At 65.1% G+C, this 26,083-nt stretch carries 23 protein-coding genes; 11 read left to right on the forward strand and 12 right to left on the reverse strand.

Annotation, left to right across the window (positions count from 1 at the left end):
• Positions 1-46: 46 nt before the first annotated feature.
• From U0004_RS16940 to U0004_RS16955, 4 genes are all read left to right on the forward strand, one after another.
• Positions 47-2,509, forward strand: coding sequence for a TonB-dependent siderophore receptor (locus U0004_RS16940; protein ID WP_070253885.1), 2,463 nt, complete (start codon positions 47-49; stop codon positions 2,507-2,509).
• Positions 2,509-3,723 (forward strand): PepSY-associated TM helix domain-containing protein, encoded by a 1,215-nt coding sequence (locus tag U0004_RS16945; protein ID WP_217495215.1) that lies wholly within the window; start codon positions 2,509-2,511, stop codon positions 3,721-3,723. The genes U0004_RS16940 and U0004_RS16945 overlap by 1 nt, the downstream gene beginning before the upstream one ends.
• Before the next feature lie 92 nt (positions 3,724-3,815).
• Entirely contained in the window at positions 3,816-4,667 is an 852-nt protein-coding gene (locus U0004_RS16950; protein ID WP_070253884.1) for an aldo/keto reductase, read from the forward strand.
• Positions 4,668-4,679: 12 nt separating this feature from the next.
• Positions 4,680-5,807: an aldo/keto reductase gene (locus U0004_RS16955; RefSeq protein ID WP_070253883.1), complete on the forward strand. Its 1,128-nt coding sequence runs from the start codon at positions 4,680-4,682 to the stop codon at positions 5,805-5,807.
• Here the strand turns inward: U0004_RS16955 and U0004_RS16960 are convergent.
• Together U0004_RS16960 and U0004_RS16965 are read right to left on the reverse strand one after the other, a co-directional pair.
• On the reverse strand, positions 5,794-6,339 hold the full coding sequence (locus U0004_RS16960; protein ID WP_070253882.1) for an RNA 2'-phosphotransferase: 546 nt from the start codon (positions 6,337-6,339) through the stop codon (positions 5,794-5,796). The genes U0004_RS16955 and U0004_RS16960 overlap by 14 nt on opposite strands.
• 17 nt (positions 6,340-6,356) lie before the next feature.
• Complete coding sequence (locus U0004_RS16965; RefSeq protein WP_081345436.1) at positions 6,357-8,429, reverse strand: TonB-dependent receptor; 2,073 nt, start codon at positions 8,427-8,429, stop codon at positions 6,357-6,359.
• Here U0004_RS16965 and U0004_RS16970 point away from each other — a divergent pair.
• The 6 genes from U0004_RS16970 to U0004_RS16995 all read left to right on the forward strand — a co-directional run bounded on the left by U0004_RS16970 (position 8,386) and on the right by U0004_RS16995 (position 14,909).
• Complete coding sequence (locus U0004_RS16970) at positions 8,386-8,718, forward strand: hypothetical protein (RefSeq protein ID WP_167468613.1); 333 nt, start codon at positions 8,386-8,388, stop codon at positions 8,716-8,718. The genes U0004_RS16965 and U0004_RS16970 overlap by 44 nt on opposite strands.
• 142 nt (positions 8,719-8,860) lie before the next feature.
• Positions 8,861-10,135 (forward strand): alpha-xenorhabdolysin family binary toxin subunit A, encoded by a 1,275-nt coding sequence (locus U0004_RS16975; RefSeq protein ID WP_070253881.1) that lies wholly within the window; start codon positions 8,861-8,863, stop codon positions 10,133-10,135.
• 69 nt (positions 10,136-10,204) lie between these two features.
• Positions 10,205-11,461, forward strand: coding sequence for an alpha-xenorhabdolysin family binary toxin subunit A (locus U0004_RS16980; RefSeq protein WP_070253880.1), 1,257 nt, complete (start codon positions 10,205-10,207; stop codon positions 11,459-11,461).
• Between the two features lie 72 nt (positions 11,462-11,533).
• Positions 11,534-12,553 carry a hypothetical protein gene (locus U0004_RS16985; protein ID WP_115057509.1) on the forward strand — a complete coding sequence of 340 codons (1,020 nt, stop codon included), beginning with the start codon at positions 11,534-11,536 and terminating at the stop codon, positions 12,551-12,553.
• On the forward strand, positions 12,550-13,572 hold the full coding sequence (locus U0004_RS16990; protein WP_070257074.1) for a hypothetical protein: 1,023 nt from the start codon (positions 12,550-12,552) through the stop codon (positions 13,570-13,572). Before U0004_RS16985 ends, U0004_RS16990 begins: the two co-directional genes overlap by 4 nt.
• A 116-nt stretch (positions 13,573-13,688) precedes the next feature.
• The gene (locus U0004_RS16995) at positions 13,689-14,909 is read left to right on the forward strand and encodes a response regulator (protein ID WP_167468663.1); all 1,221 of its coding nucleotides are present in this window, start codon (positions 13,689-13,691) and stop codon (positions 14,907-14,909) included.
• Here U0004_RS16995 and U0004_RS17000 read toward each other — a convergent pair.
• Positions 14,894-15,274 carry an immunity 22 family protein gene (locus U0004_RS17000; RefSeq protein ID WP_070257070.1) on the reverse strand — a complete coding sequence of 127 codons (381 nt, stop codon included), beginning with the start codon at positions 15,272-15,274 and terminating at the stop codon, positions 14,894-14,896. The two genes, U0004_RS16995 and U0004_RS17000, sit on opposite strands and share 16 nt — an antisense overlap.
• A gap of 2 nt (positions 15,275-15,276) precedes the next feature.
• A complete protein-coding gene (locus tag U0004_RS17005) occupies positions 15,277-17,970 on the reverse strand; it encodes a polysaccharide deacetylase family protein (RefSeq protein WP_070257069.1) in 2,694 nt (897 codons plus the stop codon).
• Between the two features lie 161 nt (positions 17,971-18,131).
• On the opposite strand from U0004_RS17005, the gene U0004_RS17010 reads away from it, so the two are divergent.
• Positions 18,132-18,257 carry a hypothetical protein gene (locus U0004_RS17010; protein ID WP_256608825.1) on the forward strand — a complete coding sequence of 42 codons (126 nt, stop codon included), beginning with the start codon at positions 18,132-18,134 and terminating at the stop codon, positions 18,255-18,257.
• 19 nt (positions 18,258-18,276) lie between these two features.
• Here U0004_RS17010 and U0004_RS17015 read toward each other — a convergent pair whose 3' ends face one another.
• The 8 genes from U0004_RS17015 to U0004_RS17050 are packed head-to-tail and all read right to left on the reverse strand — an operon-like array spanning position 18,277 to position 26,051.
• Positions 18,277-19,326, reverse strand: a complete 1,050-nt coding sequence (locus U0004_RS17015; RefSeq protein WP_070257108.1) for an ABC transporter substrate-binding protein — start codon at positions 19,324-19,326, stop codon at positions 18,277-18,279.
• A gap of 51 nt (positions 19,327-19,377) precedes the next feature.
• Complete coding sequence (locus U0004_RS17020) at positions 19,378-20,436, reverse strand: ABC transporter substrate-binding protein (protein ID WP_070257067.1); 1,059 nt, start codon at positions 20,434-20,436, stop codon at positions 19,378-19,380.
• Between the two features lie 39 nt (positions 20,437-20,475).
• Complete coding sequence (locus U0004_RS17025) at positions 20,476-21,357, reverse strand: ABC transporter ATP-binding protein (protein WP_070257066.1); 882 nt, start codon at positions 21,355-21,357, stop codon at positions 20,476-20,478.
• A complete protein-coding gene (locus U0004_RS17030; protein WP_070257064.1) occupies positions 21,354-22,619 on the reverse strand; it encodes an MFS transporter in 1,266 nt (421 codons plus the stop codon). The genes U0004_RS17025 and U0004_RS17030 overlap by 4 nt, the downstream gene beginning before the upstream one ends.
• Complete coding sequence (locus tag U0004_RS17035) at positions 22,612-23,361, reverse strand: ABC transporter permease (RefSeq protein WP_231958156.1); 750 nt, start codon at positions 23,359-23,361, stop codon at positions 22,612-22,614. Before U0004_RS17035 ends, U0004_RS17030 begins: the two co-directional genes overlap by 8 nt.
• A gap of 11 nt (positions 23,362-23,372) precedes the next feature.
• Positions 23,373-24,209, reverse strand: a complete 837-nt coding sequence (locus tag U0004_RS17040; protein ID WP_081345664.1) for an ABC transporter permease — start codon at positions 24,207-24,209, stop codon at positions 23,373-23,375.
• Positions 24,206-25,279, reverse strand: a complete 1,074-nt coding sequence (locus U0004_RS17045; protein WP_070257059.1) for an ABC transporter substrate-binding protein — start codon at positions 25,277-25,279, stop codon at positions 24,206-24,208. Before U0004_RS17045 ends, U0004_RS17040 begins: the two co-directional genes overlap by 4 nt.
• Before the next feature lie 22 nt (positions 25,280-25,301).
• Entirely contained in the window at positions 25,302-26,051 is a 750-nt protein-coding gene (locus U0004_RS17050; RefSeq protein ID WP_070257057.1) for a class II aldolase/adducin family protein, read from the reverse strand.
• Between the last annotated feature and the right edge of the window lie 32 nt (positions 26,052-26,083).

Below are 26,083 nucleotides of genomic sequence, written 5' to 3' on the forward strand. Positions count from 1 at the left end.
ACGGGAAGAACCGATTTTTTCCTGCCACTTTCCAAGGATTTGCTCCATGCCCCCTCGCCTGACCGCACCCGCGCACAAGCTGCGTCCGTTTCCCCTCGCCGCCGCCATCCAGGCCCTGTTCCTGGCGGGCGCCGCCGTGGGTACCCTGGCCGTCACGGCGCCAGCCGCCCGCGCCCAGATGCTGGAGACTGCGCAAGCCAAGCGCCCCTACGCGATCCCCGCCGGTCCGCTGGAGAGGGCCCTGACCACGTTCGCCAGCGCGGCCGGCGTGGAACTGTCGGCCGACGCGGCCCTGTTGCAGGGCAAGCGCAGCGGCGGCCTGGCGGGCAGCTACAACGTGCGCCAGGGTTTCGAGGAACTGCTGCGCGGCCAGGGCGTGCGTGTGGTCGTTGGGGCGAATGGCGCGTATGCGCTGCGGGCGGAGACGGCACCGGCACGCACGCCGGCCCAGGCCAGCGCCACCCTGCCCGCCATCACCATCAATGCCACGGCCGAACGCGAAACGGCGACAGGTCCCGTGCGCGGCTATGTGGCGCGGCGCGCCGGCTCGGCCACCAAGACGGATACGGCCCTGAATGAAAACCCGCAATCCGTGTCCCTCGTCACGGCCGATGAAATCAGCGACCGCAACGCCGAATCGCTCGACGAGACCCTGCGCTACACGGCCGGCGTGACGCCGAACCAGCGCCCGCTGGGCAGCGACGATTCCTCGCTGCTGCGCGGCTTCACCATCGAAACGAACGGCATCCTGCAGGATGGCTTGCGCAATTCGGGCCGCACCTTTGGCGCCTCGATCGAACCGTATGGCCTGGAACGCCTGGAAGTGCTGCGCGGCCCCGCGTCCGTGCTGTACGGGCAGATTCCGCCGGGCGGCATGATCAACGCCGTCAGCAAGCGTCCCAGCATGGATGCCGTGCGCGAGGTGGGGATTGAGTACGGCAGCTACCAGCGCCGCCAGCTGAAAGCCGACGTGGGCGGCGCGCTCGACGCGCCAGGCGCCTGGACATACAGGGTCGTCATGCTGGGCCGCGAAGCGGACACGCGGCTGGACCGCGACCGCGACAACCGCCTGTACTTCGCCCCCTCGCTCACCTGGCAGGCGGGACCCGCCACGCGTTTGACCGTGCTGGCCCGCTACGAGCAGGACAACCAGCAGTACGCGTTTCCCAATCAGCTGCTGCAGCCAGGCCCGCGCGGCCAGGTCGACCCGCGTCTCAACCTGATGGGCGACGATAACCGCTTCAAGCGCCGCAACACCATGCTGGGCTACGAGTTCGAGCACAGATTCAACGACACCTGGTCGCTGCGCCAGAACCTGCGCTACACGCGCCTGAAGAACGACCGCACGGACATGTTTCCCCTGGGCCTGAATGACGATGGCACGGTGGAGCGCTATTTCATGCCCGTCGATACGGCGTCGAAAAGCCTGTTCGCCGACACCCAGCTGCAGGCGCGGTTTGCCACGGGCGGCCTGGCGCACCAGGTGCTGCTGGGCGTCGATTATGCGAATATCCGCAACACGGACGACTACCGCCACCAGAAGGGTTTTATCGAGCCGATCGACCTGTACCAGCCCGTGTATGACAAGCAGCCACTGGTCCCGGCCCAAGCGCCCACGCGCGCCGATGCGCCGTCGCGCCAGCTGGGCCTGTATGCGCAGGATCAATTGAAATGGGACCGCTGGGTCGTCACGGCTGGCCTGCGCCGCGACAAGGCCACGCAGTCGCGCGACGTCACCGACCTCCATAGCGGCGCCGTCAAACCGGACTTCCACCAGTCGCCATCGGCCACCACGGGCCGCGTAGGCGCCGTCTACCTGTTCGATGGCGGCTGGGCGCCGTACGTCTGCTACGCCACCTCGTTCTCGCCCGAACTGGGCATCACGGCCAACGGCGACGCCTTGAAGCCGTCGCGCGGCAAGCAGTTCGAAGCGGGCGTACGCTACGAACCCGTGGGCCAGCGCGCCAGCTATACGGCCGCCGTCTTCGACCTGGTGCGCGACAACGTCACCACCTCCGACATCGGCAACCCGGGCCGTTTGCAGCAAACGGGCCAGGTAGGCTCGCGCGGCGTGGAACTGGAAGCGCGCACGGAGTTCGCCAGCCGCCTGAGCCTGATCGCGCAATACACCTACCTCGATACGGAAGTCAGGGCGAGCAATAACGGCGACCTGGGCTTGCAGCAAGCGGGCGCGCCGCGCCACAGCGCCTCGGCGTGGGCGCGCCAGTCGTTCAACCTGGGCACGGCACTGCCCGCATATGCGGCGCTGGGCATGCGCTTTCTCGGCGCCATGCGCTCGAACTCCGATGGCGAGAACCTGAATATCCGCAACGGCGGCCTGACGCAGTGGGACGCGGCGCTGGGCGTGTCGCGCGGACCGTGGCAGTTTGCCCTCAACGTCAACAATGTGCTCAACAAGCAGACCCTGTATGACTGCGGCTACCTGCCGAACCTGTGCTACCGCAATGCCGAACGCACGGCCAACGTCAGCGCCATGTACCGTTTCTGATGCCATCGCTGCACATGCGCCCCGTCCTGGCGGCGCTGCACCGCTACGCAGGCTTGCTGATGGCCGGCTTCCTCATCGTCGCCGGCGTGACGGGCAGCCTGCTCGCGTGGAAGGATGAACTGGAGGCGGCCATGCTGCCCGCCGTCTTCCGCGTGGCGCCGCCAACGCCGGGCACCGTGCCGCTCGACGCCTTGCAGCTGCGCGAGTCGGTCGCCGCGCGCTTCCCGCAAGCGCAGGTCAGCTACGCGCCCCTGTCGGCGCCGCCCGGCCACAGCATGGTGTTTTACCTGCGCCCGGGCGATGCATCACCGCTGGCCAGCAATGAAGTGTTTGTCGATCCCTACACGGGCGCGCTGCTTGGCCAGCGCCGCTGGGGCGAGATCGGCCAGGGCGCCATCAATCTGCTGCCCTTCATCGAGCGCCTGCATTACGCGCTGGCGCTGGGCGACACGGGCTTGCTGGTGTTCGGCCTGATCGCCATCGTCTGGACGGTCGACTGCTTCATCGGTGCCGCCCTGACCTTCCCCGCGCGCCTGAAGAAACGCTCGCCGGGCACGAAACCGTGGCTGCTGCGCTGGCGTCCGTCCTGGCTACTGCGCCGCCACGGCGGCAGCTATAAGCTGGTATTCGACCTGCACCGCGCGGGCGGCCTGTGGCTGTGGGCCATGCTGCTGGTGTTTGCCTGGAGCGGCGTCGCCTTCAACCTGTACGGCGTGTATGCGGCCGTGATGCAGCCGCTGTTCCCGCACCAGGGAGCCGAGGACATCGTCGCGCGGCATGCGCCGTCACCAGGGACGCCGATGGACTGGCCAGCCGCGCGCGCGCAGGGCCGCCTGTTGATGGGCGAATTGGCGCGCCGGCACGCGTTCACCATCCTCGAAGAAAACGCGCTGGCCTGCGAGCGCGAGCTGGGCGTGTACAGCTATCACGTGCGCAGCAGCCGCGACGTGCGCGCCCACAAGGGCCTCACCACCGTCTTTTTCGACGCGGCCAGCGGCCGGCAGCTGGCCGCCTGGCTGCCCACGGGCGCGGCCAGCGGCGACACCATCCGCAGCTGGATCAGCGCCCTGCACATGGCCTCGATGTGGGGCTGGCCTTTTAAAATGTTCATCTGCGCCATGGGCCTGCTGGTGGCGGGCCTGAGCGTGACGGGCGTGCTGATCTGGCGCCGCAAGCGCCAGGGGCAAGCCAGGGCCAGGGCCCTCATTCATTAGCCTGACTAATAAGACCATGCCGATTCCAACGGCTTATCAACGAGTGGCTGACGCCGTAAAGTAGCTCCTGTCAATGATTGAAGGAGCCAGCCATGAACCGCGTCACCCTGAATAACGGCATCAGCATGCCCGTCGCCGGCTATGGCGTCTTCCAGATTCCCGACCCCGCAGAATGCGAACGCAGCGTGATCGACGCCATCGCCGCCGGCTACCGCCTGATCGACACAGCCGCGTCCTATATGAACGAGGCGGCCGTCGGCAAGGGCATCGCCCACAGCGGCGTGGCGCGCGAAGAGCTGTTCGTCACCAGCAAGCTGTGGGTGCAGGACACGGGCTATGAACGTACGCGCGACGCCATCGAGCAGTCGCTGCGACGCTTGCGGCTCGATTATCTCGACTTATTCCTGATCCATCAGCCGTTTGGCGACGTGCACGGTTCCTGGCGCGCCATGCAGGACGCTTATCGCGGCGGCAAGCTGCGCGCCATTGGCGTCAGCAACTTCCATGCGGACCGCTTGATGGACCTCATCGCCTTCAACGACATCGCGCCCGCCGTCAACCAGATCGAGATCAACCCTTTCCACCAGCAAGCGGACAGCGTGGCTTTCATGCTCGAGCACGGCGTGCAGCCGCAGGCGTGGGCGCCATTCGCCGAGGGCCGCAACAAGCTTTTCCACAATGAGTTGCTGCTGGGCATCGCCGCCAGACACGGCAGGTCCGTGGGCCAGGTCGTCCTGCGCTGGCTCACGCACCGGGGCATCGCCGTGCTGGCCAAGACCGTGCGCCGCGAGCGCATGGCGGAAAACCTGGCCATCGACGATTTCGACCTCGACGAAGCGGACATGGTCGCCATCGCCACCCTGGAAACGGCTACCAGCAGCTTCTTTTCGCACCGCGACCCGGCCATTGTCCAGTGGATGGCCGAACGCACGCTTGATATTTAAGGGAAAGCACATATGCCAACAGAAGATACAAGCACGGGCCGCCGCGGCTTCCTGCTGGCGGCCGGCAGCCTGGCCGCCACGCCATTGATCAGCTCGGCGCAAGGCCAGTCGGTGCAAACGACAGTGGACGGGCGCCGCAAGCTGGGCACGCTGGAAGTATCGAGCGTGGGCCTGGGCGTGCAAAACATGAGCCGTACCTACCAGACAACCGTGCCCAGCCGTCCAGAGATGCACAAGATTATCCGCACGGCATTCGAGCGCGGCGTCACCTTCTATGACGCGGCCGAGGCGTATGGCCCGCACGAGGTAGAACGCATCCTCGGCGAAGGCATGGCGCCGTTCCGCGACCAGATCGTCATCGCTTCCAAATTCGGCTGGGATATCGACCTGGAAACGGGCGAGCGGCGTCCGGGCCGCAACAGCCGTCCGGCGCACATCAAGCTGGCCGTGGAAGGCATGCTCAAACGCCTGCGCACGGACCGCATCGACTTGCTGTACCAGCACCGGGTCGACCCGCAAGTGCCGATCGAGGACGTGGCCGGCGCCGTGCAGAACCTCATGAAAGAAGGCAAGGTGCTGCACTGGGGCTTGTCGGAAATGGGCTTGAACACCTTGCGCCGCGCCCATGCGGCCCTGCCCGTCAGTGCCGTGCAAAGCGAATACTCGATGCTGTGGCGGGGGCCGGAAGACGGCGTGCTGGCCCTGTGCCAGGAACTCGGCATTGGCTTCGTGCCGTGGAGCCCGCTGGGCGTGGGCTTCCTGGCAGGCGCCATCGACGCCAGGACGCGCTTTGCCGATGGCGACATCCGCAAGATCGAATCGCGCTTTTCACCGGAAAACCTGCCGCACAACCTGGCGCTGGCGGCCCTGGTGAATAGCTGGGCCACGCGCAAGCAGGTGACACCGGCGCAGATCGCCCTGGCCTGGCTGATGGCGCAGCGGCCGTGGATCGTGCCGATTCCCGGCACCACGCAGATGGCGCACATGCTGGACAATATCGGCGCGGCGCACGTGCGGTTGACGTCGGGAGAAGTGGCCGAGCTGAACCAGGCCGTCGCGGCCATTGCTATCCGGGGCGCGCGCCTGCCCGACGCCGTGCTGGCCTATTCGGGCGTGGAAGCGCCCCTCAGGGAAAAGTGATGAAGGTCTGCGGCACGGCGTCAGTCAGCCACACGCCGTTGTCGGACACATAGAACACATGGCCCTGCGCCTGCATGGCGGCCGCATCCACCGTCAGCACGACGGGCTTGCCATGGCGCCCGCCCACGGCCACGACCGTTTCGTGGTTGCTGGACAGGTGCACATGGTTGCGCGATCCCGGCAGCAGGCCGCCGGCGCGGATCGCCTCGACAAAGCGGCTGGCCGTGCCGTGATACAGCATGGCGGGCGGCGTAGTGGGCGGCAAGGCGATATCGACGGCCGCCAGCGAGTGGCCCTGGTTGGCGCGGATGCGCAAGCCGTCATCGCTGATGGCGTAGCGCGTCTTGCTGTCGTGCACCACCACGTCATCCAATTGTTCAAGGGAAATCCGGCGGCCATGTTGGGCCGCCAGCGCCAGCAGCTGGCCGATGTCGGCCCAGCCTTGGGGATCGAGCGCAAGGCCGATTTTTTCAGGAGCGTGGCGCAGTATGAGGGAAAGGAATTTGCTGGTATTTACCAAATGATCTGTCATGCCGCAGTCTACCGTTATCAGAACGCATATGACAAGGTCAGGCGCGCGGATCGGGGCTCGACCGGATGAAAATGCCGGTCATTCACCTCGTCCGCCCCCTCGCCGGGCAGGCGCGACGCATAGTAGTAATCGATGTCGCTGGCGCGCTTGTTGAACAGGTTGAACACGTCGAGCGACAGCCGCGTCTTGCGGTTGAGCTGGTATGCCACGCGCGCATACGCCAAGGTGGTCGAGGCGGAGCGCACGCTATTGTCCTCGATCAAGGGACGGGGGCCAAAATAGCGCAGCTGGAAGGCGCCCGACCACGGCCCCTGGTCCGTCACCGTCACGCCAAACGAGGCCACCTTGTCGATTGAGCCCGGAATGAAATTGCCAGCCGGATCATTTTCCGTATAGCGCGAGCGCGAGGCGGCCAGGTCCAGGTCGAACAGCAGCCACGGCGCGGCAATATAATGGTTGTTCCACTCGATGCCGTGGCGGCGGCTGGCGCGGCTCGGCTCCGTTTCGCCCGCATCGCCCACGAACAGCAGTTCCGACGCGATATCGAGGCGCCACAGGGCCAGCGAGCTTTGCAGGCCCGGCAGCCATTCCGTGCGCGCGCCCAGTTCCATGCCTTTGCTCGGCACCAGGGGCGTGACGGGCGTGGACGCTGCGCCATCGGCCAGGCGCGTCTGCGTCGTGCCGCGTGCATCGTTGCTATGAAAACCTTTTCCATAGTTCACGAAAAATTCCGTCTTGCTCCATGGCCCCAGGATCAGGGACAGCTTGGGCGACACCACATGGTCGTTCGCCGTGCCGCTGTTGCCGGCTATGCTGCTGTCGACTTTGAAACGGTAGGCGTCGTAGCGCAAGCCCGCCACCGAACGCAGCCAGGGCAGCCACTGCACCGTGTTTTCGCCATACAGGCCGATGCTGGCCTCGCGCACGCGGTCTTCGCGCAGCGTGCCTTGCCGCATGCGCTCCACCGTGTTGTACAAGCCCACGGGCGACAGCCTGTCGTAGCGCGCCTGCACGCCGAGCTTGTTGCGCAGGGAAAGGCCGAACAGCTCCGTGGTCCAGCTTTCGCCGGCATTCACGCCGGCCACCGTGCGCCGCTCGCTTTGCTGGAACTGGTCGCCGGCGTCCGGATTGGCCAGGAAGTAGGTGAAATCGCTGTTGAGTTCCAGCTGTGAACGGATCAGGTAAGCGTCCAGCTCGAACAAGCGGTTCTGCGTGCGCTGGCGCATGGCGTAGGACAGGCTGGTGCGCGAGGTGTCGCCGCCGTCGCTGGGCGCCAGCGAGCCGAAACGGCCGATCCGGCCCGATGCCACGGCGCGCAGCGGCACCTGGTCGGTGGCGTTCCAGCCATTCTTGTACGCCATCGCCGTCACACTGAAACCGTTGTCCGGCGTGCCCTGGCTGTAGCGCAGCACGCCGCTATATTTGCGCACCCTTTCCGGCACATCCCAGGGGCCGTTGTTACGGTTGACTTCCAGGCCGTACAGCAAGGTGCCTTGTCCTGCTGCAAAGGAATCGGCCACGACGCCGCGCACATAGCCATGCTGGCCGACGGACACGCTGGCCTGGCCCTCCGGCAATTTGTCGGCCAGGCGGATGCGCGCGCTGCCTGCCGAGGAAAAATCACCTTCGCTGGCGAAATACGGCCCCTTCTTGTAGTCGATGCGCTGCACCAGCTCGGGAATGAGGAAATTGAGGTCGGAATAACCCTGTCCATGGGCATGCGTGCGCATGTTGACGGGCATGCCATCGACATGCGTGGCGAAATCCGTCCCGTGGTCGAGGTTAAAACCGCGCAGGAAATACTGGTTGGCCTTGCCGTCGCCGCTGTGCTGGGTAACGATCAATCCCGGCACGAATTCCAGCAGCTCTCCCGTGCGCAAGGCGGGCCGGTTGACGATCAGTTCGCTGGTGATGACGCCCTGGCTGGCCGCGTCCGACGTGCCGACGGCGTTGTCGTAGTGGCCCGTCACGCGTACGGTGCGCGCCTCATTGGCAACGGCATCGGGCACCGCGGCGGCAGGCGGCTGCGCCCATGCGCTGGCCTGGATGGCCAGCCAGGCCAATGCCAAAGGGATTTTCCTTGATTGCATCTCTTCTCCCGTTCATCCTGAAAACAACTGCTGGTGGCTCGCCCCTGAAGATACGCAAAACACCGGCGTTCGGATTCAAACATTTGCGCAAAATCAAGCTGCAAAACACATGTTTTCAAACAATGAAATAAATCGAGGCGAGTTATCTTTAGAGAGAATGTCGCCATATAAAAAGTGCATACTACCTGTCAGAATCCGCGCACAAGACCGGCCCGCCAGCATCTCCTGCCATGCCTGCCGCTCTTTCGCCCGCGCCGCTCCGCCGCGCGCATCAGGGCTGTCGCTGTGATTTCGCCGTCTACGCGACGCCCTGCCATGTCGACCACGCAGGCTGGCGCAGCCGCGGCAAAGTCTTTGGTTTTTTCCATATTGTCAGACACCGGCACGCCTGCACGGCGCGGCCTGGCGACCACTTTGAACTGGAGAACTACATGACATTGTTCCTGCCCTCTTCCACTCTGCTGACACCGGGCGACAATCCGGATGGCCAGCGCTTCGTGCTGGCCTCGCAGCAATGGATCGACCTGCAGACGCGCATACAGGCCGTGCTGGCCCTGCCGTCGGATATCGGCGAATACGAACAGCGCTACGGCGACGCTTCGTCCGGTTCGCAAATGAAGGAATGCTTCGACGCCATGCGCAAGCTGCGCCAGACGGCCGAGCGTTACGGCAGTCCCAGCAGCCTGCGGGCAAAGATCCTGCACGACCCGAATTTCCTGGCCAACGGCACGCGCCCGAAAAACGATGCCTTTTCCGCCACCGTCTGGACCGTGGAGCGGGCGCACCGCGATGCCTTTACGCTGTCGTCGACCTTGCGCAGCATCCCGGAGATGGCGCGCCACGAATCGGCGGCCGACGCCACGGCCGGCATCAGGAGCCTGTTCCTCGACAATGGCCAGATACTCGACAATATGCAGAACACCATCGCGAAAATCGGCGAGTTGATCGCGGAGTTCGAACACATCGAAACAGCGCTGGACGACGCCCAGTTGCTGATGCGCACCTTCACCGAACGCTCATCCAAGACGCGTACTGAACTCGACAAGGAAATCGGCGCCCTGGGACAGAAAATCGGCGAACTGGAGCGCGCGCGCGACGCCGCCTATTCGAAATGGCTGGCATTGACTATTTCCGCCTGCATCGTGCCCGCCGTCATCGGCATCATCGGCATTGCCATCATGGTGATCCTGGCCGTGCCCACGGGCGGCGGCAGCTTTGCCATCGGTTCGGCCGTCACGGGCGGCGGCGTGGCCCTCTCCGCAGCGGCGCTGGGCGCGGCGGCCGGCGTGGCGCGCGGCAAATACGATGGCCTGGTACAGGAAGTGCACGAGCAGAGCGCCTTCCTCGCCAAGCGCGCGTGCTACCGCAGCGACCTGGGCGCGCTCGATGAACTGATGAAATTCTCGCTGCCGGCATCCAACGGCATCCTGGGCCAGTTGCGCAGCGTGCAAGCGGCCTGGAGCGCATCGGCGCGGGAACTGGGCGCGCGCGCCAGCGATTTGAGCGTGGACAACCTGCACACCGGACCATGGCTGCGCGAAGCCGAGATGGTCAAGGCTGCCGATGGCTGGCGCACGCTCGACAACGCCTTGAAGGCGTTTGTTACCGGGTCCTTTGTCGATGCCAACCTGATCGGCTTTGGCGCCAGCTTGCCGCCAGACCAGCCCGACTGGCAGCAGCAACTGACGGCCAGGCTTGCCGCCTGACGCCAGCGTTTTCAGTAGCTGTTTTCCGTACTTCCACGCAGTCTGACCTGATCACTGAAGGGAACTACCATGAGTGTTACCGCTATTAATACCGCCGCCACGCCATCGATCGACCCGCCGCCAGGCTTGACCACGCCGGCCAATCCCCAATCCGGACAAAAGAGCCAGTTTGCCCTGTTCAGCGATAGCTGGATCGAATTGCAAGCCTATGTGGGCTCGGCCACCGAATTGCCCATCACCAAAGGCGATTTCGAAAGCAAGTACGGCGCCGTCGATGGCTCGCAGACGGTACTCGATTGCATCGGCGCAATGAAAAGCGTGCAAAACGCCTCCACCGAATTCGGCAACCCGAAAAGCCTGCGCGCGGCCCTGATCAAGAATCCCGGCCTGCTGGCCACGCCGACGCCGCCGACGGAAATCTACACGCACACAGTATGGCTGGGCCAGCGCGTGCATGACACCTCGACCAAGCTGGTGAGCGGCTATCAAAGCGTGCTGGATGAACTGCCGGGCCTGCCGCCCAAGGAACAGGTGGAGAACCTGAAAGCCTATCTGTTCGACCAGACCATGGGGCCGATACCGCTGGCGCAAAAAATGTCGGCCGAAGTGGCGGCACTGATCAAGAAGCTGGGTCTGTTCGAACAGAAAATGAATGAATACAACAGCAAGCTGCAGGCATTTACCAGCAGTTCGTCGACGATGATCGCTAATGTCAACCGCACCATCGGCGGCCTGGAAACGAAGATCGTGGAGCTGGAGAAACTGCGCGATGCCGCCTACAAGGCCTGGCGCGACTTCACCATCGCCGCCGTCACGGCCTCCGTCGGCTGCGCGCTGATCGGCGGCCTGCTGGCGCCGTTCACGGGCGGCGTCTCGCTGCTGGTGGGCGGCGCAGCCGCCATCGCCGCCGGCGTCGGGCTGGGCATCAAGGCGGCGCAGAACCGCGCCGCCTACAACGAATATTGCACGCAGATCAGCAGCCAGACGCAGGAATTGCAAAAGAAACAGCGGCTGCGCAGCGACCTGGGCGACTTCAACACGCAGATGGCGCGCGTGGGACCGGCCATGTCCAAATTCCTCGGCAACCTGCAAACGGTGGAAGGCGTGTGGGTGCAGATGAATACGGACATGATCACGCTGGGCAACAGCATCACGGAATCGAACGTGGGCAGCATGCCTTTCCTCGTCAAGGCGAAAGCCAAGCTGGCCATCGATTCCTGGCAAGCCATCGATGACAGCGCCAAGCAGTTCACCGTGCAATCGCTGGTCGACTACGACAACCTCGCATTCGGCCAGCACCTGTCGGAAAACCAGCGCGCCGCTTGATGACAGTTGCCCTCCGGCGCAGGCACCGGGGGGCAAACATACCGATCGTTGGCTTCTAGAAAGGCAAACATCATGTCGAGACAATTCGGATATCCGCTGGCAGTGCAACAGGCGGCGCTGCGGCAAGCTGTTGATGATGGCAATCCCCATCTGGCGTTTGAAGGCGGCAGCGCCTGGGATCACCTCACGTACTACCTGGTCCAGGCGGACAAGCTGCAGCCCGGCCCGGACCTGCCGCTGGCAGCGGCGGCGCAAGCCGTAGCGGACGAGGCGGCCCGCTTTGGCACGCCACAAAGCTTGCGCGCCCTGCTGGCCACATCGCCTGACGCCCTGGCGCAGAATACGCCGCCGGCCATGCTGTACGCGTGCCTGGTGTGGTTTGTCTTGCGCCTGAAAAATTCCGCTGCCAGCATGCTGTCGTATCAGCAATCACTGCTGGAGGCGGGTGTTGGCGCCAGCGACAGGCGCGAAGTACTGCATGCGCTGGGTCCGATGGTGGAGGAAGCGCGCGCGTCCATTGCCCCCCTGCTGCAAGGCTTGAACAAATGGAAGGATGGCGTCTTGCCGGCGAATGCGGCGCTGGCCCGGCTGGCAGCACAGACGGGTACCGATCTGCAGGCACAGCAAGAAGCGCTGGGGCGCTTGCTGGCCGCCATCGCATCGCTAGAGGAACAATTGGCGCACCTGGGCCTGTTCAGCGGGCACAAGAAAAAGGAACTGGAGGCGCAGTTGCACGCCTTGCGCGAGCAGCTGACGCGCGACACGGCGCTGTCCGAGCAGCTGCGGCTGCAACTGGAAGGCGTCAACCTGCTGCTGGCAAATGGCGGCTGGCTGGAAGCGGCCATCGATGAGCTGATCCATTGGCTGGACGGCTTGCGCACCGCGTGGAGCGCTCTCGGCTCCGGTACGACCCAGCTGGCGGCCGACGCCAGCGACGCGGAACTGGGCAACGACAGCTGGCTGGCGCAAACACTGGCCAGCGCCATGGCATTTCCCCTGTGGCAGGCGCTCATCACCGCCGCGCAACGCTACGCCAGCAACGCGCTGGTCGACTTCCCCGCGCCGCCCGACGCGACGGGACGGCAGCCATGAAGCGCGCCGCCGCACGCCTGCTGCATCTGCTGGCCATGGCCACCCTGGCGCTGGGACTGCTGCATGCGCCCGCCATGGCGCAAAACAGCAATACCGCCGCGCTGGAAGACGCGCTGCGCCAGCTGGCGCAATTCCAGCGCGAAGTGGCGAATATGCGCAATGCCGTGCGCCAGCCTCTGGGGCCGTACCCGCTGTACACGCAGTGCAGCTGGTGCAGCGAGCATGCGTGGTGGGGCCTGGGCATGTGCACCAAGACGACCACGGAAACATGGTCGCAGAATGTCGATTTCACATGGACGCGCAACCAGCTCGATCAAGTGCTGGCCCGCGCCGAACGCGATGCGGGCAACTTGGGCGCGGCATATGCTCCCACCCAGGCGTGGATAGACAGCTTGCCGGCCTTTAGCCGCGCCTTTGACGCGAACGCCGACCGCGTGCTGGCGGTGCAGGAGCAGATCCGCCAGGGAATCGGGCCCAACGACCAGCAGCGGCAAACGGCGACGCAGGCGCTGCAACAGCTGAGCAGCGACATGGAGCGCAGTTCGGCCCAGCTGAAGGCGGGTACGCAGGCGCTGGCGGTGTCGCTGCAGCAGCAAAGCGCCTATCGCGAACAGATCCGCCTGGCCATCGAGGGTGCCGACCGCTCGGCCCAGGAAGCGCTGCGGCAGATTGAACAGGCAGCCCAGTCGCATCACTGCCAGGATGGCTTGCCGCAAAAGTTCAATGCCATCCGCGACGACTTCAAGCGTTCGATCCAGAGCATCTCGGCAGCTTTCCAGCAGCTCGACAGCAGCAGCCGCGGCGCCGAGACCGGCCTGGCCGCACTGCTGGGCGCTGTCGTCACCTCGCAGACCGACATGCAATCCATCCTCGACCTGCTCAAGGCGGCGCAGAACGACAAGCTGGGCAGCTTCCTCGAGCGGCTGCACCTGAATGCGGCGAAACAGCAATGGCATGACCTGGCCAATGCCTATACGCGGGTGGCGCGCGAAGCGGCGCTGGCGCAAGGAGGCGGCTGACAAAGACTGACACTGCCAGGATGCCGCCGCTTTGCGCCATCTCAATGCCACGGCCGCCCTGCTTCCTATGATGAGCATATGCAGCTTGTGCAATGCCGCATCCATTGGGAGGGGCCGTGGGCAAATCGGATACCAGCAACGCCGGCGCCAGTATGCCGGCAGCGGTGCGCAAGAAAGATGCGCTGCCATTCATCCTGCTATACATCCTGCTGGCGGGCTTGCTGGCCGTGCTGGCCGGCGCCCTGCTGCCGCCCTACTACCATGCCGTGCCGGCTCTGCTGTGGAGCCTGGGCTTTTGCGTCAGCGGCATGCTGCTGGGATTCCTGTTCGGCATACCGCGCAGCCTGCCATCGGGCACCGTCAACGCGGCGCCGCCCGACGAGCGGGCCAATGGCAAGGGCCGCCCCACGGACGAAGCGCCCGCCGCCGGAGCCGATGCGGCAGCGGGCAACGCCGGCAACACCCTGTTCCTGGGCACGCCCACGCCCATGGAAGTCAATTCGAACCTGGTGGAAGTGTCGGACTGGCTGACGAAAATCATCGTCGGCGTGGGCTTGATCGAGCTCAAAAGCCTGCCCGGCAGCGCGCGCAGCATGGCTGCCTTCATCGCGCCCAGCCTGGCCACCGACACGCCGACCGCCATGGCCGTGGTGGGCGGCATCATGCTGTTCTTTTCCGTGCATGGTTTTTTGATCGGCTACCTGCTCACGCGCATTTACCTGTCCATCATGATCAAGCGGGCCGACAGCATGGTCAAGAACGACTCCGTGCGCCTGGAGAGCGGCAAGGAAATCGAAGTGACGGAACTGAGCCGCCTGCAGCAAAAATCGCTCGAAGACATGCAGGAAGCCGTGACGCAGCTGCTGCTGGCCCATCCGCCGGACGGGGGCGCGGCCGTCACGGCCCTGGCCGGCATGCCGGCGGAGAAAAAGCAGGCAGGCCTGGTGCTGTGGCTGGACGACCATCCGCGCAACAATACCTTGCTGGTGGAACAGCTGGAACGGGAAAACATCAAGGTAGACCAGGCGGTCTCGACGCGGCAGGCGCTGGCCATGCTGCAACAGAAGCACTATGCGCTGCTCATCACGGACATGGCACGGGTGGAGAACCGCCAGCGCATCAAGGATGCGGGCGTGCACACGGTGCGCGAAGTGCGGCAGGCCCAGCCCGCGTTGCCCATCATCGTGTATTGCAGCAAGGATACGGTCGCCAGCTACGGCACGGAAGCGGAAGCGGCCGGCGCCCGTTTCATCACCACGTCGGGCACCAGCCTGCTGGCGGCCGTCAACAAGCTATTGCATGAAGAACGCCAGGACGGCGATCAATCCACCCTGTAACGGTAGCTGCCCACGTAATGGAGCGAACTGCGCTGCGGGTGTGCCAGCTGATTCGGCGCAAACACGCACACGCTCGTGTCGGCCAGCACGCCCTGCGCCACCGCGTCCGCGCAGGCCTGCGCCAGCCAGCTGTCGCCATACGACACGCCATCGAACAACTGCGCCAGCGGCACTGGCGCCGCCAGCAGCGCGCTTTCAACACAGGCCGGCTCATAGCCCGTGAGTCCCGTTTCCAGGAAGAATGGCGACGGCACGGTCTCACCATCCTCCGTGTATGTGGGCGCCAGGTAGGCCTGCAGCGCTTCCCAGCCGGGAAAGCGCCCGTTGCAGGCAAACACGTGGACGGTCGGTGCGCTGCCGGGCACGCTTACAGCTTCTCCATCTTTTGCCGCACGGCCGGTGCCGTCGCAGCCGTCGGCGCCAATTCCAGATAGGTTTTATAGGCCGCTTTCGCCTTGGCGCCATCGCCGGCCTTGGCATACGCGTCGCCCAGATTCAGATAGGCGATGGCGCGCGACGGATCCATCTTGACCGTGTTTTCAAACCAGCGCGCCGCTTCGCGGTATTTTTCCTGCTTGTAGAAGACAAAGCCCAGGTTATTCGCCGCGAGCGCGAAATCGGGCCGCAGTTTCAGCGCTTCCGTAAATTGCGCTTCCGCCGCCGCATATTGTTTCTCCTTGTACAGCTGCAAGCCACGGTCGTTGGCCCGCTGTGCCAGCTGGCGCGTGGAGGTCGGCACGGCGCCCGGCGTGACGATCTTCTGTTCGCCGCCCTGCAAATCCTTCACCGTCACGCTGGCCGCTTGCGGCTTCGCGTCGAGCTTGCTGTTCAGGGCAATGGCTTCCGTCGAAAGCTGCGTCGTGTTCGGGCTGAGGAACTCCGTCTCGCCCGGCAATTCAAACACGAAATCGCCCCCTTCCGAGCCCGGCAAGCTGCCAAACGCTGGCGTCTGGTTCGATACGCTGGACACGGCCGGCGCCACGTAGGCCGCCAGTTCCGTCGCCGTAATGAGACCGTCGCCGTTCAGGTCGCCCTTGCCCGCCAAGCCTTGCAGCAAGGTCCACGTGAACACGGAATGGCCGTTCGGCCCGCCATCGGCCACCAGCTGGTCGCCGCCGCCAGCCGTCAGCATTTGCCGGCCGATGCGCTTGGCATTGTCGCGCAGGAAGGAGCTGGAACCGGCGCCACGGGTCAGGCCCAGGCCGCTGTAGCAGGCATCCATGACGAAGAACGCGTGCTTGGCCGTCAGGCTTTCCGCGATATTCTGGATTTCCGTCATCGGGATCGCATCCGTGGCGAACTGCGCCGGATCGGAATCGACGGGCACGATGTAGCCGAGGTCGCGCCCGGAACTGAGCTTGCGCGTAGCGCCATGGCCGGCGAAAAACACGAAGATGCGGTCATTCTTTTGCACGCCGCCATGCGCCAGCTTGTCGTGGAAGGCGGCCAGGATATTGTTGCGCGTCGCTTCGCCATTTTTCAGGGTGACGACACGCTCGGGCGCAAACGCAAACTTTTCAATCAGCGTTTCGCGGATGCCCTGCGCGTCGCGCACCGCATATTGCAGTTTCGGCCACTTGGCGTAGTCATCGATGCCGATCACCACGGCCCAGGAATTGGCATAACCGGTGGTGACGGGCACTTTTTCCGGCGTGGGCGCCGTGCTTTTCGCCACCTGGAAGCTTGTGCCATCCCAGCCCGCGAATTGATAGCCTTCCGCGATCAGCTTGTCCAGCACGGCCGGCAAGGCTTTCACCGTGCGTTCGTGGATGTCGTGGAACAGAATGATGCCGCGCCCCGCCTTGTCGACGGAGGCCAGCACGCGGTTAGTGATCGAGCTGGGCACGGGGTCGGCCCAGTCCAGCGAATCGATATTCCACATCACGGACTTCAAATGCGCATCGGCCAGCGCGGCCATGCCTTCGCTGTTGCGCGCGCCATATGGAAAGCGGAACAGCGCGGCCCGCTCGGGGCTGATCGCCTTCAACAGGGTGTCGGTGCCGAGGATTTCGCCCTTCAGCTTGTCGCCCGTCTGTTTCGACAACTGTGCGTGGCTGAAACTGTGGTTGCCCACGGCATAGCCTTCCTTCATCAGCTTGCGGCTCACTTCCGCGCCCGCGTTCAGCTTGGCGTGGCCTTCCGCGTCCAGGCTGCCCAGGTTGCGGCCCACGTTGAAGAACACGGCCGGCACGCCATACTGTTTCAGGATGGCGCTGATTTCTTCCGTGTAGCGGCGGTGCGGGCCGTCGTCGAAGGTCAGCACGATGGTTTTCTTCGGCAAGCCCAGGCCGAAGATTTCCGCCTCATCTTTTTTTGGTACCGGCTTGGCTTCGGGCACGGAACCGGCCGGCGGTACTGCATACGGTACGACGATGCCGTTTTCCTTGAGGATCTGTTCGCGGCTGTAGAGTTTTTTCAGCTGCGCCACGTAATCGTCCCACCGTTCGCGCTTGAGTTCGATCGCGCGCTGGCCCAGATTGCCGAAGATTTGCCGGATTTCCTTCTCGTAATTGCGCTCGATCTCGCCCAGCGCATCGAGGTCTTCGGAGATGCGCTTGTGCAGTTTGATCGCCGGCAAGGAGGAATCCTTGGCCACGTCGGCCAGCATGCTTTGCAGCAGTTCGCGGAACGCCAGGCGGTCCGCGTCATACAGGCCGGGATCGGATTCGATATACGTCAACAGGCTGTCGAGCGCCTCGAAGCGGCCCGGATTGGTGGGCGCAGTCAATTGATCCAGCACAAGATCGAGCTTGGCGATGCGCTCCTGGTTTTCATGGAACAGCGCCTGCCCCACCTTGCGGGCTTCATCGCGCGCGCCTTCCGGCAAGCTTTGCTCGTCGGCCAGCAGCACGATAATCTTGCGGAAATTGCCCAGCAAGTCGCGGAATTGGGCGGCCACGGCGGCCGTATCGACGGTGGATTGGGTCGCGGCGGCCGGGCTGCCAGAGGCGGGGGCGCCCGGCGTGGCGGTGGCAGCGGGACGGGTATAGCTATAAATGCCGGCCCCAGCGGCGAGTGCCACGACGACGGTGGCGGCGATCTTGATCGGCTTGGAAGTCACAGGCTTGTCATTCCCTTCACATACTATGCATAGAATTCAGATGGCGCGGATGCGCCCGATGCATAATTGTAAAGCACGCTAGGCACAAGCTCAGCCCGCACGCTGAATTTGGGCAATAATATCGCTGAACACCTTCATAGATAGTGAAAACGGAAAAGACGATGCACAAGAAACTCTGCGCAGCCGCGCTGATGCTGGGCGTGGCCCTGATGCTGCTGCAACTGCGCGCGCATGCGGGCGATGGCACGGACAACGTTGTGGCCGGGCGCGTGTGCCTGCCGCACTGAACCACGCCTCCCGCTGACGCTATACCTTGGCCGGCTCCCAGTAATTGGCCAGGCCCAGCTTTTTCAAGCCCGCCGCCACGAAGCGCGGTTCCAGCAATTCTTCCGCCGTCAACGGCAGGCGGATCAATTTTTGTTCCTGCGCAAACGCCAGCACCCGCCGGTAATGGCGGTACACGGCGTCGTCGTACAGGGGCGACCAGCGCTCCTTCCACTGCAAGCCCGGATCGTCGTAGCTGCGCCGCACCACGCTGTCGGGCGTGCCGTTGCGCGTGCCGTCCTTGATGACCGCCTCGCGGTTGCCGTCCAGCGCCGCCCAGTGCTGGGCCCGCAGCCAGGCCGTGGCCACCAGCTCGGCGATATCGGGATGGGCTTGCGTAAAGTCGCGCCGCGCCCACAGTTCCGCGCGCATTTTACGCTCGGGCAAGCCCTTGCTGGACCAGATGATGCGGCCGATGCCCTTGTCTTCCAGCGGATAGCCATTGATCATGAACAAGGCGTCGACGGCGCCCGTGGCCAGCGCGGCCGTGCCCGGCTTGAGGTCCATATTAATCAGGCGGAAATCCGTGGGCGACATGCGCTGGTCGGCGATCAACTGGCGCAAGCCCAGTTCCCACGGCCGGCCCCGGTGCACGCTGATGCGCTTGCCCTTCAGTTCGGCCAATGACGTGGCGCGCGAACTGGTGGGCACCAGCAGGAACTGGTCCGTGCCCCGCCCCGCCGGCACGATCACCTGCGTGCGCACGCCGCCCGCGTTCAGGATAACGGACGGCAAGTCGCCATACGCGGCCATGTCAATGCGCCCGCTGGCGAACGCTTCATTCATGGTGGCGCCCGTGTCGCCCGTGACGGGCAGCCATTCCAGCCGTACGCCCCTCTGCTTGAGTTCGCGCGCCAGCCAGCCTTCCTGCTGCACCCGGTAAGCGATGCCGCCCAGTTCCGCCTTGCCGTTTTCCGCAAAACCCGTCGAGGCGATGCGCAGGGCCGCCGGCGGCGCCCCCGCCTTCGCCGACACAGCCTGTCCCGCCAGGGGCAGCAAAGCCAGCCCGCCCATCACCGTGCGTCGCCGCATCGCATTCTCCTCATCATCATCATGCATGGCCACTGTCGACGTGCTTCCCGCTCAAGCCGCCCGGCGCGTCTGCGCCAGCGCCGCTTCGAAGGGACGGGGATCGATCCAGGCGCGCACGTCGACCTTGCTGGGCAGGAAGTTCCAGCGGAACAAGAAATCGCTGAAATCCTGCAAACCCGCGACCGACGTTTCCGCCAGGTCCGTGTCCAGGCGCAGATGCGCATCCTTGCCGTAAGCCACTTGCACCCAGTGCTCGCTGGCATTCGATTCGCGCGCGAGGAAACGCCGCGTCTCGTCCGCATGGCCGCGCGCCCACGCTTCTGCCCGCAGCACCTGGTCGACCAGGGTCACCGCGGAAGCAAAATGGTTGTCCAGCAGGTGCGCATCGACGCTCAGGGTGCGCGGCGTGCCGTTGTTGGCGCGGATCAAGGGTTCCGGATGGATGCCCGTGTCGATTACCGTGTGCAAGCCGAACTGCTGCGCCAGCTGGGCGGCCGAGGCGCCTTTCAGGAAGATGGCGTCCACTTCGCCCCGCAGCAGCCCCAGCAGTTCCGGGCTTTGCCCGCCGCGCCGCGCGCCGCTGAACAGGTTTGTTGCCGCGCCCTTCTCCGGCGCCGCCTCGCTCTGGCCCGTGTTGACCACATAATCGACCAGTTCCACGTCCGCCACGGCCAGCCCTTCCAGGCTCAGCGCGTTTTCCAGGCCGCGCAAGGCTTGCGCGCGCGCAAAGTCGATCTGCGCCTTGCTCCATAATGGCAAGCCGAAACGCCGGCCCTTCAAGTCGCGCACCGTCTGGATGCCGCTGCCGGGCAAGGTCAATATCAGCTGCGTCTCATCCGACCACGACAAGCCGATCACGCGCGTCTCGCGTCCCGCCGCGCGCGCCCACAGTGCCGGGATATTGCCGCCGTGACGCACGGAGTTCTGCAGGGTGTGGTCGAAATGCGATTCGCGCACGGCTTCCTGCTCCGACTCGCGCAAGGAGCGCAAGCTGGTGCCGTCAGCGCGCAAGGCCTCTTCCAGCCAGCCCTGCTGCAGAGAAATTCCCAGGCCCGTGGGGACGGGGCAGCGCGTGTACCACAGGGTGTCGAGTGCGTTGTTATTGCTCATCTTGTATCTCCAGAGTGGGTGGACCGGTCAAAAAGGAAACTACAGCGCCATCCTGCGCGCCCATTCATTGCCATCCCATGAGCTGCTGGGATCTACATCCTGCGCCACGGGCGCATGCGTGTCGTCCAGGTCGCTGAAATCCGCATGCAAGCCATCGCGGATGGCGACAAAGCCCGGAGATCCCCGCTGGCGCGGGTGGGCCAGCGGCACGTCCTGCACGCGGCGCACCTTGCCCGGACGCGCATCGAGCACGACGATGCGGTCGGCCAGGTAGACGGCTTCATCGATGTCATGCGTGACCATGACCATGGTGATGCCCTCGTCCTGCCACAGGCGGCGCAGTTCCTGCTGCAGGCGCAAACGGGTCAGCGCGTCAAGCGCGCCCAGCGGCTCGTCCAGCAGCAGCACGTCGGGCCGCCCCACGAGGGCGCGGGCAATGGCCGCCCGCTGCGACATGCCGCCCGATAATTGATGCGGATACGCATCCGCATAGCCGTCGAGGCCCACGCGCGCAATTTCCGACGCGACGCGCGATGCGCGCTCGGCCAGCGGCACGCGGGTATTGCTGAACGCCACGGCCACGTTCTGCTGCACCGTCAGCCAGGGAAACAGGCGGTGATCCTGGAACACGAGGCCACGGTGCAAGTCCGTGCCACGGATGGGCACGCCATCGTGCAGCAGCAAGCCCGTGTAGTCCGTGTCCAGGCCAGCCAGCAGGCGCAGCAAGGTAGACTTGCCGCAGCCGGACGCACCGACGATGGCAACGAATTCACCGGGGGCAATCGCCAGCGAAATATCATCGAGCACCAGCAGCGGCGCGCCTTTCAGCGAAAACGACTTGCTCACGTGCTGCACTTGCAAGCCGCCGCTCAGGTGCTGCTGTTGCGGCGACAAGGCCGAAGGGGAAACGAAATCATTCATGGCGCACTCTCTGCGGTGGGGGCTAGGGAAGGAATGGCGGCGGGCGGCGCCCGGCGCAACCAGCGGCTGCCGTGGAAAACCAGCCAGGCGGCCAGCCACGGAGCCAGCCAGATCAGGAATACATTGCGCAAGCCCGTCAGGTCGGCCAGGCGGCCCGCCGCCAGCGCGCCAGCCGTGCCGCCCACCATGCCGAACAGGGTCAAGTGGGCCGAGACCCTGGCCTTGTCGACGGGGGCGCGGGCGACATTGTCCGTATTGACGAGGTTATTCACGCCCAGGCCCAGTCCCAGCAGCACGGACGCGACCAGGTAGGCGATGCTGTCCGGCCACAGGCCCAGGATCAGCAAGGCGGCCATGATGGCCAGGTGGGCGCCGCCATACAATTGCTCGCGGTAGCGGCTGGCCAGCACGAAGCGCCCGAGGAACAGCAGCACCAGCACGCAGCTGAGTCCCTGCACGGCCATCAGCCAGACGGAATGATGCGCAGGCCAGTGCAGCACGCGAATGGCCAGCAGGATGGAAAACACGCCCACGCTGGACGCCGTGAAGCTGGCGAGGATCTCGAACAGGTAAGTCACGCGCACGACGGGCAGGCGCAGCAGTTCGCGCAAGCTGGCCGCGCCGGGCAGCAAGGCTTGGCCTTCCAGCTTGCGCGGCGCCGTGTTATCGGGCAGTACTTGCCAGCCCAGCACGGCCAGGATGGCGAACATCAGGGCGGAAATCAAAAAGCCCGCCTTCAGCCCCAGCTGAGCGATCAGGTAGTTGCCGCACAAGGGTCCGAGGAATTGCATGCCGAGGATCAAGGTCCCCTTGTACCAGCCCGCCTTGCCCTGCCCCATTTCCGGCAGGCGCACGAGAAACACGGTACTCATGGCCACGATGCGCAGCGAGATACACAGGCCCACGAGAAACATCAGCAAAGCCACCCACTGCCAGCCGGGCAGCCACGGCAGCACGCAGAACGCCAGCGCCAGGCTCAGGCTGACGCCCGCATACAGATGCTTCGGATTGCCGCGCGACAAGATGTAGCCGGCCGGAATGGTGCCCAGCGCCATGGCCAGGGTTTCCGCGCTGCTGATCGCGGCCAGCTGGAAATTGCTCACGTGCAAATGTAACCCCAGCAGGGTGGCCAGCACCTTGTTCATGCCGATGGTCACGCCCGACAGCAGGGTCAGGCCGATAAAGCGCAGCAAGAAGGCGCGCAGCTCGCCTTCGCGGGCGCTGACAGCCTCGTCCGGCTGGAATGGCAGGGATTCACTCACTGCTGCGCCCCTTCACCAGCAGGCGCGCAAGACGCGCAAACGCCACATTCATCGCTTGCGCCAGCAGGGCGATCACGAGCACGGCCAGCAGGACGACATCTATGCGGCCCGACACTTCGCCATTGAGCAGCAGGGACCCCATGCCGGGGCCGGCTGAAAACAGCAGCTCGCCGCCCAGGCAAGCGAGCCAGGCAAAGGCCAGCGCATGCGTGACACCGGTAACGATGGCCGGCATGGCGCCCGGCAACAAAATCTGGCGCAGGGTCTGCCAGCGCGTCAGGGTCAGCACCTGCCCCACTTCGCGCAAGCGTCCTTCCACCTGGCGCATGCCCGCATACGTGTTGAGCACGGTTGGGTAAAAGGCGGCGATGGCGATCACCAGCAGCTTGGCGCCGTCGCCATTGCCCACCCACAGGCCCAGCAAGGGAATCAGGCCCAGCAGGGGGACTTGGCGGATGCTGTGGAACAGCGGGCCGATCAGCCGGTCCGCCAGCGGCGACTGCGCCATCAGCGCGCCCGTGACGATGCCGGCGCTGCCGCCCAGCAGCAGTCCGGCCAGGGTGCGGCCCAGGCTAGCCTGCAAATGCACCCACAGCTCGCCCGTCAAGACCAGGTCGCGCAGGCTGTGCGCCAGGTCGCCCAAGGACACAAAGATGTAGGCCGCGGCAGCGCCTTGCCCGGACGCCCATTGCCAGGCGCCCAGCAAGGCCAGCGGCAGCAGCGCGCCCTTGATAACTAACACTAAACGCCGCCTCATGCGGACTCCCCATTACGCTTCCAGCGCATCAATCTTGCCTCCAGCGCGTGGCAGGCCCGGTCCAGGCCAAAGCCGATCACGCCCGTCAGCACCACGCCCACCATCACCACGTCGAGGCGGAACATTTGGCGGCCCATTTCCATCATCTGACCCAGGCCGCTGTCGGCAGCCAGCAATTCCGCGCCCACCAGCACCATCCACGAACGCGACAGGGCAATGCGCATGCCCGTCAGCGCGGCCGGCACGATGGCCGGCAAGACGATCAGGCGGATGCGCTGCCTGCGCGAGAAGCAATACACTTGCGCCACCTCAAAGTAACGCTGCGACAAGTTGCGGATGGCGTCATGCACGGCCAGCGCGACGATGAAGAAGCTGGCCTTGGCCACGATAAACACTTTAAAACTCTCGCCTATGCCGAACAGCAAGATAAACAGGGGGATCAGGGCCACCGTCGGCAGCTGGCGCAAGACATTGAAGGTGGGGTCGACATAGCTGCGCAAGCCAGGCGACAGGCCCAGCACGACGCCAAACGCCAGGCCGCAGCTGGCGCCCAGGCCGAAACCGGCCAGCAAGCGAAACAGGCTGATGCCCAGGTGCTGGCCCAGTTCGCCGCTCTCGGCCAGATCGCGCGCCGTCAGCAGCACTTGCCAGGGCGACATCAAGATGTGCGCAGGCATCCATTCGAACGTGGTGGCCGCCGTCCACAACAGCAGCAAGGCGAGCGGCGAGGCCCACACGGACCACGGCGAGCGCACGAAGCGTCGCAGCCAGGGGATGGAGGCCGCACGCGCTGGCGCAGGGGCGCGGGGCAAGGCGATGGCGAGGGAAGTCATGGCGCCCAGTACGTTTGCAGCTTCAGCTGCGCCAGTGCCTGGTTGACGAACTGGGGCGCGAACAGGCTGTCGACTTGCAGGGGCCGCCCGATCAGGCCCGCGCTCTTCGCATACGCCGCCTCGCCCACGTAATGCTGGCGCAGGCTGGCCGTAAACAGGGGCGACCAGCGCGCCTGCCACGGCGTATGGTCGCCCGCCAGTTCGCGCCGCACGACGCTTTCCACCTGGCCCGCCGCCGCCTCGGTGCGCACGTATTCGTCTTCGCCGCCGGCGCCGGCGGCCCGGTGGTGCTCGCGCACATACGCCGTTACCACCAGCTGGGCCAGTTGCGGCCAGCGTTGCAGGAAACCGCTGTCGGCCCACAGCTCGGCGCGCATCTTCCAGTCCTGCGGCGGCGCCTTGCTGGCCCAGATGATCTTGCCCACCTTTTTATCTTCCAGCAGGAAGGCATCGCTGAGCGTGAAGAAAGCGTCGGCGCCGCCCGTCGCCACGGCCGCCGCACCCGCCTGCGGATTCAGGTTGAGGATCTTGACGTCGCGCAAGGTCATGCCGTTCGCTTCCAGCAGTCGGGCAAACGGATATTCCCACGGCCGGCCCCGGTGCAGGGCGATCTTCTTGCCCTTCAAATCCTTGATCGATTTGGCCGTGGAACCGTTCGGCACCACCAGATAGGTGTTGTTGGCGCTGCCGCCGGGCAAGATCAGCCGCGTCTGCAAGCCCGAGGCATTGGCGATAATCGACGGCAAGTCGCCATACTGGGCCAGGTCGATCGAACGGTTGGCAAACGCCTCGTTGACTTGCGTGGCCACGGAATTGGTGGTGACGGGCACCCACTCCAGCTTCACGCCCAGCTTGCCCAGCTCGGCCGCCAGCCAGCCCGTTGACGCCACCTGGGCGGCCGAACCGGCAAACACGGTCTTGCCGGACGGCGCCGTGCGGGCCACGACGGCGATGCGCACGGCGGCCGGCAGTGCTTCGGCGGCGGCCGCCATCGCTGGCGCCAGCAGGCTGGCCGCCAGGGTGGCGGCGAATGCTTTGCGCCAGATCAAACGTAAGAATTTCAATGACATTGCGGGCCTGTTCGTGAAAGGGTTACACCAGGTCGGTGGCGGGCAGCAGCGACAGCGCGCGCGCCGTGTCGATCAGCTTGCTCATCTTCCATTGCTGCAGCAGCACGCCGGGGCCGAAATCGCGCGAACCGCCGATGGCTTCGGCCGCGATCTGGATCTTCGCGCCCTCTTCCAGCAGCAGGATGAATTCCGCCAGCTTCAGCAAGCCCTGCTTGCCCCACACGGTGGCGCCACCGTTCGCTTCCAGGATGGCCGTCGCATGCGTGTTGCGGGCGATTTCGCCGAGGATGAAATCGACTTCGGGCTGGCGGCGGTCGATGTAGATAGGGATTTCGCGCACCAGCTGGTAGCGCTGCACGGGCACGTAGCGGATCGGCAGGGTGCGGTGCGTCTGCGCCCACGCGCCCAGCGACGGCGAATGCACGTGCGAGATCGACGTGACCTCAGGCCGCTCGCGGAACAGTTTTAAGTAGCGCGCGCCGCCGTTGTTCGCGTCGCCCACGAGCACCGTGCCATCGAGCGCCAGCACGGCCGCCTTCAGGGCCTGGCCGCGGCGGAACGGGCCCGGATCGTTGACCACCACCACCTTGTCGCCGCCGGGCGTGCGCTCGACGAAGCCCACCGTGCCATTGGCGGTCAGGCTGCCCGTTTCGCGCAAGCCGTCGAAGGCGATCTGCGCATCGCGGCGCACCTGCTCCACGAAGGCCAGTTCGGCCGCCGTCAATTCCTGCGCCTGTACTTGTTGTGCTTCCGCTTGTGCCACGTCCGTCATGTCATGCTCCATTCTTTGGGGTTGGGATACGG

It is taken from the genome of Janthinobacterium lividum (assembly GCF_034424625.1).
GTDB classification, from domain to species: Bacteria; Pseudomonadota; Gammaproteobacteria; order Burkholderiales; family Burkholderiaceae_D; genus Janthinobacterium; species Janthinobacterium lividum.